The following is a 13,019-nucleotide window of genomic DNA, read 5'->3' on the forward strand; positions in this document are numbered from 1 at the left end:
GATTCTGATCCTGATCTAGGCCAGGTCGCGCCCAAACGAAACGGCCGGCGGATCGCTCCGCCGGCCGTTCGCTCATTCAGTCCAACTCGGCCGAAGGCCGACAGGCCAGGATCAGGACACCGGGAAGCCGCGGACCTTCAGCAGGGCCGCCACGTCCGGGTCGCGACCGCGGAAGGCGCGGTAGGCCTCGGCGCGATCGGTGGTGTTGCCGGGCGCCAGCATGATCGACTTGAAGCGGCCGGCGATGTCCGGATTGAAGACGTCGCCCGACTCCTCGAAATAGGCCCAGGTGTCAGCGTCCATCGTCTCGGACCACAGGTAGCTGTAGTAGCCGGCCGAATAGGCGTCGGACGTGAACAGGTGATTGAACTGCGGCAGGCGGTGCCGCATCACGATCTCCTTGGGCATGCCGATCCGCGTCAGGCTGGCCTTCTCGAAGGCGTCGATGTCGGTCGGCGGCGTGGCCTGGGTGTGCAGGTCCATGTCGACGATGGCCGAGGACAGGTAGCTGACGGTCGCATAGCCCTGGTTGAAGGTGGACGAGGCCTGGATCTTGTCGACCAGGGCCTGGGGCATGGCCTCGCCCGTCTGATAGTGTTTCAGATAGCCGTCCAGGATCGGCCGGCTCAGCACCCAGTGCTCGTGGACCTGCGACGGATATTCGACGAAGTCGCGCGGCGTATTGCCAAACGACGGATAGGTCACGTTCGACGAGAAGTAATGCAGGGTGTGGCCGAACTCGTGGAACAGGGTCTCGGCGTCGTCCAGCGAGATCAGCACCGGCTCGCCGGGCTCGGGCTTGGTGAAGTTGTTGTTGTTCGAGCCCAGGATCACCTTCGATCCGTCCAGGGTCGAGAAGGACCGGTAGGTGGTCATCCAGGCGCCCGAACGCTTGCCCGGACGGGCGTAGTCGTCGGTGTAATACAGGCCGATCAGCTTGCCGGTGGCCTTGTCGTGCAGTTCATAGACCTCGACGTCCGGCTCGAAGGTCGGGACCGAACCCTTGGGCAGTTTGGTGAACTTGAAGCCGTACAGACGCTCGGCCATGGCGAAGGAGCCGGCGCGAACCGCGTTCAGTTCGAAGTACGGCTTCAGCTGGTTCTGATCCAGGTCGTACTTGGCCTTGCGGACCTTCTCGGCGAAATAGAGGTAGTCCCAGGGCTCGATGTCGAAGCCGGCGATCGCCTTCATGTCGGCGACCTCTTCGGCGACGCGCGCCTTGGCCGGCGCCCAGACGCGGTCCATCAGGCTCTGCGCATTGGCTGGGGTCTTGGCCATGGTGTCCTGCATGCGCAGTTCGGCATGGTTGCGATAGCCCAGCAGCTTGGCCCGCTGGTCGCGCAGTTTCACGATCTCGGCGATGGTCGCATTGGTGTCATTGGCGTCGCCGTTGTCGCCGCGATTGACGAACTTCTTCCAGACCTGCTCGCGCAGGGCCCGGTCGTCGGCGAAGGTCAGGAAGGGATCGACGGCCGAACGGGTGTTCAGAATGGCCCAGCCCTGCAGATTGCGGCTGCGTGCGGCCGAGGCGGCGGCGGCCTTGTTCGAGGCGGGCAGGCCCGCCAGACCGGCTTCGTTCGGGATCAGGGTCCAGGCGTTTTCGTCGGCGACGACCTTCTGGCCGAAACGGGTGAAGGCGTTGGACAGGGCGGTGTTGATCCGGCCCAGCTCGGCCTTGCCGGCCGCGTCCAGATTGGCGCCCGAACGGATGAAGGCGTCGCGACGACGCTCGGCCAGACGCTTCTGCTGGGCGCTCAGGCCCATGGCGTCGGCGTTGTCGGCGACGGTCTTGACGCGCTGGAACAGGGCCGCGTTGAAGGTGATCTCGTCCGAGGCCGCCGACAGGATGGGCGACAGTTCGGTGTCGACCGCGTCATAGGCCTCGCCGCCGATGTTGGAGGTCATGACGCCATAGAGGTTGGACGCCCGGTCCAGCGGCTCGCCGGCCAGCTCCAGCGCCGCCATGGTGTTGGCGAAGGTCGGGGCCTCCGGGTTGTTCGCGATGGCGGCGATGTCGGCGCGTTGCAGTTCGATGCCTTCCAGCATGGCCTCGCGCAGCTTGGCCGGGGTCACCTTGTCGAACGGCGGCAGGCCGTCATACGAACCGGTCCACGGCTGCAGCAGTTCGGCCTTGGGCGTCGCGGCCGGCAGGACGGCGCGGGCGATGCGGCCTTCTTCAGCCAGGTCCATGGCGGTCGGCGCGCCGGCGGCGGGCGTAGCGCCGGATCCGGTGGAGGCGCAGGCCGAGAGGGCCATCAGGCTGCCGCCCGCGATGAGAAGCTGGCGTCTGTGCATGGAATGCTCCGTGGAAAAATCATGTCGGGGTCACACTTAGGCGCACCGGACCGGATCGTCACCTGCCCCGCCCGTTAAAGGCCCGTAATCTTGTTGGATCGATCGTCGCACTGTTCTAAAGCGCGGTCATGGCTATTGGCGTATTCGACTCCGGCGTGGGCGGCCTGACCGTCCACCGTGAACTGACCCGACGCTTTCCCCAGCGGGATTTCGTCTATCTGGCCGACCAGGCCCACGCGCCCTATGGCGGGCGGGGCGGCGAGGACATCGTCGAACTGACCAGGGCGGGGTGCGAGCGGCTGTTCGAGGCCGGCGCCTCGGTCGTGGTCCTGGCCTGCAACACCGCCAGCGCCATCGCCCTGCGCCGCCTGCAACAGACCTGGATCCCCGGCCTGCGCGAACGGCTGGGCCGGCCGGTCAATGTGCTGGGCATCATCGTGCCGACCATCGAGGCCGCGACCGGCAAGCCCTGGAGCTTCGAGGCGGAGCGCGCCGCAGAAGGGGATAAGGTCGAGGCGATCGCTGTCACCGGCGTCTTCTGCACCGCCGCCACCGCCATCAGCCGCGTCTTCGAGATCGAGATCGACAAGCGGCGCGAGGACATCGCCGTCTTCTCCGAACCCTGCCCCGGCCTGGCCGGCCTGATCGAGCTGGGCGCCCCGCGCGAGGAGCTGAAGGTGGTGGTGGACGACCACGTCGACGCCCTGCGCCGCCGCATCGGCCGCCACCCGGACAAGGCCATCCTGGGCTGCACCCATTACGAGATCATCGCCGAACTGTTCGCCTCGGCCCTGCCGGCGGGCACGGTGCTGATCAACCAGCCGACCGCCGTGGCCGATGCGCTGGAGCGGTATTTCGCGCGGCACCCCGAATTCGAACTGGGCGACAGCGGCCGCCGCGACTTCCTGACCACCGGCCAGGCCGGTCCGCAGTCGGAGATGGTGTCGCAGTTCTGGGGCGCGCCGCTGGCGTTCGCCCAGGCGTAGGGGCAGCGCCCCCTCCCCGTCATCCTCGGGCTTGCCCCGAGGACCGGACGCGGATCGGGCTGTGCCTCGAAGTCCAGCGCAGAGCGGGGGCGGCGCCCGGCCCTCGGGTCAAGCCCGAGGGTGACGGAGGCTAGGGATCAACACCCCGGACAGTCCGGCAGGGCCTCGCTTTCCAGCTGAAGCGTCGTGTGGCGGATGGAATGGCGTTTCGCCAGCGCCTGGGCCTCCATCAGCAGGACGACGCCGTCCTCGCGGTCGTGGACCAGATGGGCCGTCAGGGCGGTCTCGGTCGTGGACAGGCCCCAGACGTGCAGGTCGTGGACCGCGCGCACGCCCGGCAGCCCCATCAGCGCCTTTTCCAGCTTGGCCACGTCCACGTCGGCGGGCGCCCCGTCCATGGCCAGATTGACCGAGTCCTTCAGCAAGCCCCAGGTCGACCACAGGATCACGGCGACGATGACCAGGCTGACGATCGGATCGACCAGGGACCAGCCGGTCAGCATGATCAGCCCGCCGGCCGCCACCACCCCCAGCGACACGCCGGCGTCGGCCATCATGTGCAGATAGGCGCCCCGCGCGTTCAGGTCGTGCTGGGACTTCATGAACAGCAGGGCGGTGCCCAGATTGATGAAGAAGCCGATGGCCGCCACCGTCATGATCACGCCCGAGCCGACCGGCGCGGGTTCTGCAAAACGCCGCACGGCCTCGAAGGCGATGGCCCCACAAGCGAAGATCAGCAGCAGGGCGTTGCCCAGGGCCGCCAGCACCGTCGCCTTGCCGAAACCATAGGTCCGCCGGCCGCCCGCCGCCCCGTGCGCCCCGCGCCGCGCCAGCCAGGCCGCGCCGCCCGCCATGGCCAGGCCCAGGACATCCGACAGATTATGCCCGGCGTCGGCCAGCAAGGCGGTCGAATCCGCGATCAGCCCCGCGCCGAACTCGCAGAACACGAAGGCCAGATTGACCACCAGGCCGACGGCGTAGCGCCAGTCGCCGGTGTCCACCGGTCCATGGGCGTGCCCATGCCCATGATGATGGTGGTGATGGCCATGCGAAGAGTCATGGCCGTGATCATCATGATCGTGCCCATGATCGGAATGGTCGTGTTCGAGCGAGACGTTCATGGCTCCGCCTATACGCCTTTTGCGCCAACGGCCAAGCTGGTACTTGATAACGCATTGAATGTTATCATGTAATATCCATCAATGCGGTTGGAGAACGATCACCAGCCCCAGGGCGATCAGGGCCACGCCCAGCACCGCCCCCTCATAGCGCGCCCACCGCTCCATCCGCAGGATCGACGCGCCCGCGCTGGCCAGGCCCGTGAACACCGCCATGCCGGCGATGGTGCCGACGGCGAAGACCAGGGTCAGCAGAGCCAGGGCCGCCAGGCCCTGGGAGGCCGAAGACAGATAGATGGGCAGCAGCACCTCGCCCGGCGACACCGCCATCATGGCGACCAGGCCCAGGAAGGCGGCCTTGTCGGACACGGCCGGCGGCGCGGCCTCCATCGTCGGGCCGCCGGCCGTTGCGGGCCGCAACACCGTGGCGCGCGCCAGATAGAAGGCGCCGAACAGGAACAGCAGCACCGCCGCCAGATGAGGCAGGAGCCCCTCGACCCACTGATCCAGCGCCAGGCCCGCCGCCACGATCAGGCCGCCGACCACCGCCGTCGAGGCGATATGGGCCAGGCCCGCCGCCGTTACGGCCAGCAGCACGCGCGACGCTCGCCAGCCCTGCGCCCGACCCACCAGGGTGAAGGGCAGCCAGTGGGTCGGCAGGGCGGCGTGCAGGAAGGCCGCGACGAAGCCGCCCCCGAGCAGGGACAGCAACACGGACGGTTCGGAGACAGGCGACATGGGCGGGCCTATACTCCGTTACTTTATAACGGTCGAGACCAATTCCACCTTACAGCCAGTCGGCGAAGGGTTCCCGGTCCAGCATGTCTTCATAGGTGGGGCGCGGCCGAATGACGGCCCACTGGTCGCCGTCGACCAGAACCTCAGGGACCAGGGGGCGGCTGTTGTATTCGCTGGCCATGACGGCCCCATAGGCGCCGGCCCCGGTGAAGACCACCAGATCCTCGGCCTCCAGCGGCGGCAGGCTGCGGTCGCGCGCAAAGGTGTCGCCCGTCTCGCAGACCGGCCCCACCACGTCATGAGACAGGGCGGCGCCGGGACGGGGATTGACCGGCTTGATGTCGTGGAAGGCGTCGTACAGGGCCGGCCGCATCAGGTCGTTCATCGCCGCGTCCAGCACCAGGAAGCGCCGCCCGTCCGAGCGTTCGTTGACCTGGATCACCTGGCTGAGCAGCACCCCGGCGTTTGCGGCCAGCAGCCGGCCGGGCTCGAACGCCGCCTCGACGTCCAGCCCGGACAGGACCCGCGCGGCCATGGCCACATAGTCGGCCGGGGACGGCGGTTCGACCCCGCCCGAATAGGGCACGCCCAGGCCGCCGCCCAGGTCCAGCCGCGTCACCGCATGCCCCTGGGCCCGCAGGTCGCGCGTCATCTGGGCCAGCACGGTGAAGGCGGCCTCCAGCGGGGCCAGGTCGGTGATCTGGCTGCCGATGTGACAGGCCAGGCCGACGGGCGTGACATAGGGCGAGGCCGAGGCGCGGGCGTAGAGGGCCATCGCCTCCTCGACCGGCACGCCGAACTTATCGCCCTTGCCGCCCGTGGTGATCTTGGCGTGGCCGCCCGCCCCCACATTCGGATTGACCCGCACGGCCACGGCGGGCGACGCCTGCATCAGGGCGGCGACCGCGATCAGCCGATCCAGCTCGGCGCCGGATTCGATATTGATCTGGCGCACGCCGACGCCGATGGCGAAGACCATCTCGACATCGGTCTTGCCGACGCCGGAGAAGATGATCCGGTCAGCCGGAATTCCCGCCGCCAGGGCGCGACGAATCTCGCCCTCGGACACCGTATCGGCGCCCGAGCCCAGCCTGGCCAGGGTCGCCAGCACCGACAGGTTGGAGTTGGCCTTGACCGCAAAGGCGATCAGGGCCTCGCCCAGGGCCTCGCGATGGGCGTCGGCGGCGGCGCGCAACAGGCCGTAGTGCCGCTTCAGCGTCGCGGTGGAATAGACATAGACGGGCGTCCCCACCTCGTCGGCGATGATCTCGAGCGGGACGCCTTCGGCGTACAGGGCGCCGTCCTTCAGGTCGAAATGATGCAAGGCGGCCTAGCGGGGATCGTTCTGGGCGGCGCCGGCGCCGATCGGATTGGAGGGACCGCCGTCGATCGGCACGCTGCTGGACGGGCGGTTCAGGGTCGCCGGTTCGGGCAGGCCGGGGGCGCGGCTGCTGCGCGGCGCGCGCTCGGTCTCGCGCGCCGGCGATTCCAGGTCGGCCATGCGGCCGCAGCCGGCGGCCGACAGGGCGAGCAGGCCCGCGAGGATCAGGGTCTTTTTCATAGGCGGGCTCTCCAGTCGGCGATGCGCGCGCGGACCTGTTCCGGCGCGGTGCCGCCATAGCTCTGACGGCTTTGGCACGAAGCCTCGGCGGTCAGCACCTTGTAAACCGCTTCCGTGATCCCGGGCTCCAGTTTCTGCATTTCCGTCAGCGGCAGTTGCGACAGGTCCACGCCCATCGCCTCGGCCTGTTTCACCGCCGCGCCCGTCACATGGTGCGCCTTGCGGAACGGCAGGTTCAGTTCGCGCACCAGCCAGTCGGCCAGGTCAGTCGCGGTCGAGAAGCCGGCGCCGGCGGCCGCCGCCATCCGTTCGGTATTGGGCCGCAGGGCCGAGACCATGGCCGTCATGGCGACCAGGGCCAGGTCCAGGGCGTCGAACGCCTCGAACACCGGCGGCTTGTCTTCCTGCATGTCCTTGGAATAGGCGAGCGGCAGACCCTTCATCACGGTGGACAGGGCGACCAGCGAGCCCAGGATCCGGCCGGTCTTGGCCCGGACCAGTTCGGCGGCGTCTGGATTGCGCTTCTGCGGCATGATCGACGACCCGGTCGTCAGGTCGTCCGGCAGGCTGGCGAAACCGAACATCGGCGTCATCCAGACCACGATCTCCTCGGCCAGGCGCGACAGGTGTCCCGCCGTGATCGAGGCCGCGGCCAGGCTTTCCAGCGCGAAATCGCGGTCGGACACCGCGTCCAGCGAATTGGCCATCGGCCGGTCGAAGCCCAGTTCGGCCGCCGTCATGTGGCGGTCGATCGGGAAGGGCGAACCGGCGAGCGCCGCTGCGCCCAGCGGGCTTTCGTTCATCCGCGTCCGGGCGTCGGAGAACCGGCCGGCGTCGCGGCCGAACATCTCGACATAGGCCATCAGATGGTGACCCAGGGTCACCGGTTGGGCGGTCTGCAGATGGGTGAAGCCGGGCATCAGATCGCCGGCGTGCTGTTCGGCCCGGTCCAGCAGGGCGGCCTGCAAGGCCTTGAGCTGGGTGATGGTGCGGTCGGCGGCGTCGCGGACCCACAGGCGGAAATCGACGGCCACCTGATCGTTGCGGCTGCGCGCGGTGTGCAGTCGGCCCGAGGGTTCGCCGATCAGTTCCGACAGCCGGGCCTCCACATTCATGTGGATGTCCTCGAACTGGTCGCGGAAGGGGAAGGTCCCGCCGAGGATCTCGGCCTCGACGGCGTCCAGCCCGCCCAGAATGGCGTCGGCGTCGGCCGGCTGGATCACGCCCTGTTTGGCCAGCATCCGGCAATGGGCGCGCGATCCGGCCAGATCCTGACGCCACAGCCGCTGGTCCACGCCGATAGAGACGTTGATCGCCTGCATGATCTCGGCGGGGCGCGACGAAAAGCGACCGCCCCACATGTCTTGACCTGCGGGCTTGGCCGGGGCCTTAGAAGCACTGGCTTGGGCGGTATCGGAGGCGGCGTCTGTCATGAGTGGCTCGAGAAAGGCGATCTGGGCGGTCGTCGGCGCGCTCGTGCTGTTCAGCACGCTCGCCGGCGCCGGCGGCTTGGCGATGTCGCTATACGCCAATCATCGGCAGAAGGCGCAACCCCAGACGACGCCCGTCGCGAAAAGCGATCTGGCCCGGTTCGCCGTCGGACCGCTGGCGTCGCTGGAGACGCCGTCCGAGTTGAAGACCGCGCCCGAATACATGTTCCGCGACCGCAACGACACGGCGGTGCGGTTCTCGACCTTCGAGGGCAAGGTGGTGGTGGTCAATCTGTGGGCCATGTGGTGCGCCCCGTGCCGCACCGAAATGCCGACCCTGGCCCAGCTGGCCCGGTCCTATCAGCGCAACGAGGATCTGATCGTCCTGCCGATCAATGTCGACGCCTCGCCCGACGCCCTGGCCGACGCCAAGAGCTTCATCGACGTTCACGAGCCCCTGCCGCTGTACAGCGACCTCAAATTCCAGCTGCCGTTCGAGTTTCCGGGCAAGGGCAAGATGCCCCAGACCATCTTCCTGGATCGCGAAGGCCGCATCCGCGCGACCTTCTCGGGCGAAGCCGACTGGAACAGCCCCGAGGCTCACGCCCTGATCGACGCCCTGCTGGCGGAGGGCGCGCCCCCGGTCGGGGCGACGCCGGGCGCCTGAGGCGTCAGTTGTCGGCCGGTACGCGCTGGTCGGTGGTCGGATTGACGGCGCCGGGTTTGCCCTCGGCGGCGGCCTCGGCCTGGTTTTCCTCCAGCTGGTCCGCGACATTGCCGGCGCCGGTCTCGACCGCACGCGCGGCCTTCATGGCGCCGGATTCGATGACTTCGCCCGCCCGGGCCGCAGCCTCGGCCGTATTGTCGGCGGCCGCCCCGGCATGAGCTTCGGTGTCTTCCTGCTCGGCCTCGGTGCAGGCGGCGGCAAGAGCCATCACCGCAATCACAGCAGCCAGGCTCCTGGTTCGAATTGTCATGGCGTCTCTCAGTCAAGGTTGTGCTGGCCGCTCAACGCGAGAGGCGACGACAGGTTGCAGTTGGCATTCCGTTAATAGTTCCGGGCGCTGCGCGCTGTTAACGCGCTGTCGCCGCATATGCCCCACTCAAGCTGAGCCGCCGGTCTATAAGATTGTGAACAACCCAATCTCGCCCTCCTAAAGACCGCGTCAAAACGTCACAACTACAGCGAGAGTTTTCAGTGTAGCGTCGCTCAGCCCACGATGGGTAAGTAACTGAGGGAGATTACTATGAAGAAGCTGATCGCCGGAACGTGTGCGGCCCTCATGCTCGCGTCGATAGCGGGCGCCGCGCAGGCAAACTCGCGCTATTCTAACCGAGGTGAAGCCGGCTATGAATTGGGGTGCGCAGTCATGTGGATGTTTGGCTACGGGGCTTGCGCCGAACTTCCGAATTATCCCGCGAAGTTCAAATAGCGCCCTGTTAGCTCATTCGAATACTAGCGCCGAGCCCGCCACCTTTATGGTGGCGGGCTTTCGTCTACGGCGGCATTAGCCGATGGCCGTCGCCTTTGGATAGGAGGCTTCCATAACACGCGCCCGCGCCACTTGAAGCTCCGAAAAACTAGGCAGCCTTCTACCCAAGAAAAGTGGTGACTGGAGGCGGGATCGAACCGCCGACCTGTGGGTTATGAATCCACCGCTCTAACCATCTGAGCTACCCAGTCGCATCCCGTCTCCGGGCGTCCGCGCGACCTGGGGCCAGCGCGAAAGAGGCGTGCCTATATCGCCGTCGGGCGCGCGGTTCAAGTCGTCTCGACGCAGATCGTGCGGCGATGCGGCGCAGGACAGGCCTCGGCGGGAACGGTAACGCTGAAGGGGTCGTTGCCGATGTCAGCCCCCAGTCCGTCCCAGATCCCCTCAAGACCTCGCCGGAGCTTCCCCCGCCATGCGCCTGATCGTCCTCGCCGCCTCGACCTCCCTGCTCGTCCTCGCCGCCGCCTGCGGCGCCAACGGCGAGAGCGCTCCGGCCTCAAGCCAGGCGGGCGCGGCGCTGGAGACCCGGCCGGCCAACAACCCCGACCAGCAGCCCGCCTTCCCCGGTCAGACCCGGGCGCCGGGGGTGAAGACCGACGTCGCCTTGAGCCACAGCGTCGTCGCCTCGGGCCTGACGCATCCGTGGGGCCTGGCCCTGATGCCCGACGGGCGCTGGCTGGTGACGGAAAAGCCCGGCCGGCTGCGCATCATCACGGCCCAGGGCCAGGTCGGCGAACCGGTTCAGGGCCTGCCCCGCGTCGATGCACGCGGCCAGGGCGGCCTGCTGGACGTCATCACAAGCCCCGGATTCGGCCAGGACCGGCTGATCTACTGGAGCTATGCGGAGCCTCGTGAGGGCGGCAACGCCACCTCGGTCGCCCGGGGTCGCCTGTCCGACGACGGGGCGCGGGTGGAGGACGTCCAGGTCATCTTCCGCGCCCTGCCCGTCTATGACGGCGACAAGCATTTCGGCTCGTCCCTGGCGTTCGCATCGGACGGCACGCTGTTCATCACCCTGGGCGAACGCTCCGACAGGCCGATGCGGGCGCAGGCCCAGGATCTGGGCTCGCACATGGGCAAGACCATCCGGATCAACGCCGACGGCTCCGTACCCCAGGACAATCCCTTCGTCGGCCGTGAGGGCGCCCTGCCCGAGATCTGGAGCCTGGGCCATCGCAACGTCCAGGGGATCGCCGTCCAGCCCGGCACGGGCGCAGTCTGGACCATTGAGCACGGCACGCGCGGCGGCGACGAGGTCAACCTGGACAAATCGGGCCTGAACTACGGCTGGCCTGACGCGGCCTATGGCGTGGAATACGCGGGCGGACAGATCACGGGCGGCAAAACGCAGGCGCCGGGCACGGAGCAGCCAGTCTATTACTGGGACCCGGTCATCGCGCCGGGCGGGGCGGCCTTCTATCAGGGCGCCATGTTCCCCGGCTGGGACGGAGATCTGCTGGTCGCCGGTCTGAAGGAGAAGCACATCGCCCGGCTGGTGATCGAAAATGACCGCGTCGTCGGCGAGGAGCGGCTGCTCACCGACCTGGGCGAACGCGTCCGCGACGTGGCTGTGGGGCCGGACGGCGCGGTCTGGGCCATCACCGATGAAGCCGACGGCAAGCTGGTCAGGCTGGCGGTCGCGCGCTAGCCTGCATCCGATCGGGGTCGTCCGAACGCCTCGGCGTTCCATTATGGAGATTCCCCATGCGTACTCTCATTCTGTCGAGCCTGATCGCCCTGCCCCTGCTGGCGGCCTGCGGCACGACCAAGGGCGTCAACAGCTACCAGGCCGACATGGACGCCCTTGAGGCGGCCTGCACCGCACGTCAGGGCATACTGACGCCCACCGGCCTGCAGAGCGGCCGGCCGGAGACCGACTACGCCTGTCGGATCACGGGCGTCGCGAGCCGTATTCCGTCGAACTGAGCGACGCCCGGAGCGGCCCGTCTTCAGGCCGCTCCGGATCAGACGCACCGTTTTCTGCCTCTGGCGTCCTTCTCGTCATCGCCCCACATGCACCAGGCGACATGGCGGTCGCGGCCGTTCACGCGGCTTATTACTTGACGTTGACGTAAACGTAGGGTTCTTGGCGTTCGAGCTTAGACCCGTCCTTTCCCCGACCGTCGCGCGACGCCCAATCTTCATCGGGCGCCGCGCGCAGGGGCCAAAAATGGAGACTCACGCCCATGGCTGACGCCTATATCTACGACGCCGTCCGCACCCCGCGCGGCAAGGGCAAGAAGGACGGCTCGCTGCACGAGATCACCGGCCTCAGCCTGGCCACCCAGGTTCTGGAGGCCCTGCGCGACCGTAACGACCTGGACACCTCCAAGGTCGATGACGTCATCCTGGGCTGCGTCACCCCCGTGGGCGAACTGGGCGCCGATATCGCCCGCACGGCGGTTCTTTCGGCCGGCTGGTCGCAATATACCGCCGGGGTTCAGGTCAACCGCTTCTGCGCCTCGGGCCTGGAAGCCGTGAACATGGCCACCGCCAAGGTGAAGTCCGGCGAGGCCGACTTCGCCGTCGGCGGCGGCGTCGAGGCCATGAGCCGCGTGCCCATGGGTTCGGACATGGGCGCCTGGCCCACCGACCCGTCGTCGGCCTTCCCCACCTATTTCGTGCCGCAGGGCGTGTCGGCCGACATGATCGCGACCAAATACGGCTTCAGCCGCGACGACGTGGACGCCTATTCGGTCGAGAGCCACAAGCGCGCCGCCCAGGCCTGGGCCGAGGGCCGGTTCAAGAAGTCAGTTCTCGCGGTCAAGGACCAGCTGGGTCTGACCATCCTGGATCGTGACGAGACCATTCGTCCGAACACGGACATGCAGACCCTGGGCGGCCTGAACCCCTCCTTCACCATGATGGGGGAAATGGCGTTCGACAGCGTGATCAACCAGCGCTACCCCGAGGTCGAGCGCGTCAACCACGTCCACACCCCCGGCAACTCATCCGGCATCGTCGACGGTTCGGCCGGCGTGCTGATCGGTTCGCTGGAAGCCGGCCAGGCCCTGGGCCTGAAGCCGCGCGCCAAGATCCTGGGCGGCGCCTCGATCGGTTCCGAGCCGTCGATCATGTTGACCGGCCCGGAATATGTGACCCGCAAACTGCTGGGCAAGCTGGGCATGACGCCCGACGATATCGACGTGTGGGAGCTGAACGAGGCCTTCGCCGCCGTCGTGCTTCGCTACATGCAGGCCCTGAACATCGACCACGCGAAAATGAATGTGAACGGGGGCGCCATCGCCATGGGGCACCCCCTGGGCGCCACCGGCGCCATGATCACCGGCGCCGCCCTGGACGAGCTGGAACGCTCGAACAAGTCGACGGCCCTGATCACCCTGTGCATCGGCGGCGGCATGGGCACCGCCACCGTCATCGAACGCGTCTGATCCGGA

General features: G+C 67.8%; 13 protein-coding genes and 1 tRNA gene. 6 read left to right on the plus strand and 8 right to left on the minus strand.

Features of this window, described 5'->3' with window-relative positions:
• Positions 1–111: 111 nt before the first annotated feature.
• Positions 112–2,295, minus strand: coding sequence for a M3 family metallopeptidase (locus tag ACP7CK_RS07065; protein WP_426025554.1), 2,184 nt, complete (start codon positions 2,293–2,295; stop codon positions 112–114).
• Positions 2,296–2,423: 128 nt separating this feature from the next.
• Between ACP7CK_RS07065 and ACP7CK_RS07070 the strand changes: the two genes are divergently transcribed.
• Positions 2,424–3,281, plus strand: coding sequence for a glutamate racemase (locus ACP7CK_RS07070; protein ID WP_008262261.1), 858 nt, complete (start codon positions 2,424–2,426; stop codon positions 3,279–3,281).
• A 137-nt stretch (positions 3,282–3,418) separates the two neighbouring features.
• Here the strand turns inward: ACP7CK_RS07070 and ACP7CK_RS07075 are convergent, their stop codons facing one another.
• From ACP7CK_RS07075 to argH, 5 genes are all read right to left on the minus strand, one after another.
• Positions 3,419–4,402, minus strand: coding sequence for a cation diffusion facilitator family transporter (locus ACP7CK_RS07075; RefSeq protein ID WP_426025555.1), 984 nt, complete (start codon positions 4,400–4,402; stop codon positions 3,419–3,421).
• 78 nt (positions 4,403–4,480) lie between these two features.
• Positions 4,481–5,137 (minus strand): hypothetical protein, encoded by a 657-nt coding sequence (locus ACP7CK_RS07080; RefSeq protein ID WP_008262528.1) that lies wholly within the window; start codon positions 5,135–5,137, stop codon positions 4,481–4,483.
• Positions 5,138–5,186: 49 nt separating this feature from the next.
• Positions 5,187–6,461, minus strand: a complete 1,275-nt coding sequence (gene lysA, locus ACP7CK_RS07085; protein WP_426025556.1) for a diaminopimelate decarboxylase — start codon at positions 6,459–6,461, stop codon at positions 5,187–5,189.
• Positions 6,462–6,467: 6 nt separating this feature from the next.
• Entirely contained in the window at positions 6,468–6,698 is a 231-nt protein-coding gene (locus ACP7CK_RS07090; RefSeq protein WP_008262007.1) for a hypothetical protein, read from the minus strand.
• Positions 6,695–8,131: an argininosuccinate lyase gene (gene argH, locus ACP7CK_RS07095; RefSeq protein WP_426025557.1), complete on the minus strand. Its 1,437-nt coding sequence runs from the start codon at positions 8,129–8,131 to the stop codon at positions 6,695–6,697. Before argH ends, ACP7CK_RS07090 begins: the two co-directional genes overlap by 4 nt.
• On the opposite strand from argH, the gene ACP7CK_RS07100 reads away from it, so the two are divergent.
• Positions 8,130–8,795: a TlpA family protein disulfide reductase gene (locus tag ACP7CK_RS07100; protein WP_426025558.1), complete on the plus strand. Its 666-nt coding sequence runs from the start codon at positions 8,130–8,132 to the stop codon at positions 8,793–8,795. The two genes, argH and ACP7CK_RS07100, sit on opposite strands and share 2 nt — an antisense overlap.
• A 4-nt stretch (positions 8,796–8,799) precedes the next feature.
• Here the strand turns inward: ACP7CK_RS07100 and ACP7CK_RS07105 are convergent, their stop codons facing one another.
• Positions 8,800–9,063 (minus strand): hypothetical protein, encoded by a 264-nt coding sequence (locus ACP7CK_RS07105; RefSeq protein WP_426025559.1) that lies wholly within the window; start codon positions 9,061–9,063, stop codon positions 8,800–8,802.
• 312 nt (positions 9,064–9,375) lie between these two features.
• Here ACP7CK_RS07105 and ACP7CK_RS07110 point away from each other — a divergent pair, with 312 nt between their 5' ends.
• On the plus strand, positions 9,376–9,561 hold the full coding sequence (locus ACP7CK_RS07110; protein WP_426025560.1) for a hypothetical protein: 186 nt from the start codon (positions 9,376–9,378) through the stop codon (positions 9,559–9,561).
• A gap of 174 nt (positions 9,562–9,735) precedes the next feature.
• On the opposite strand, the gene ACP7CK_RS07115 is transcribed toward ACP7CK_RS07110, so the two are convergent.
• Positions 9,736–9,812 (minus strand) — tRNA-Met (locus ACP7CK_RS07115).
• A gap of 221 nt (positions 9,813–10,033) precedes the next feature.
• Between ACP7CK_RS07115 and ACP7CK_RS07120 the strand changes: the two genes are divergently transcribed.
• From ACP7CK_RS07120 to ACP7CK_RS07130, 3 genes are all read left to right on the plus strand, one after another.
• On the plus strand, positions 10,034–11,269 hold the full coding sequence (locus tag ACP7CK_RS07120; protein ID WP_426025561.1) for a PQQ-dependent sugar dehydrogenase: 1,236 nt from the start codon (positions 10,034–10,036) through the stop codon (positions 11,267–11,269).
• A 56-nt stretch (positions 11,270–11,325) separates the two neighbouring features.
• Positions 11,326–11,547 carry a hypothetical protein gene (locus ACP7CK_RS07125; RefSeq protein WP_292149417.1) on the plus strand — a complete coding sequence of 74 codons (222 nt, stop codon included), beginning with the start codon at positions 11,326–11,328 and terminating at the stop codon, positions 11,545–11,547.
• A 260-nt stretch (positions 11,548–11,807) separates the two neighbouring features.
• Complete coding sequence (locus ACP7CK_RS07130; RefSeq protein WP_426025562.1) at positions 11,808–13,013, plus strand: acetyl-CoA C-acetyltransferase; 1,206 nt, start codon at positions 11,808–11,810, stop codon at positions 13,011–13,013.
• Positions 13,014–13,019: the final 6 nt, after the last annotated feature.

The sequence above is a fragment of the Brevundimonas sp. TSRC1-1 genome (assembly GCF_049898245.1).
Lineage (GTDB): Bacteria > Pseudomonadota > Alphaproteobacteria > Caulobacterales > Caulobacteraceae > Brevundimonas > Brevundimonas mediterranea_A.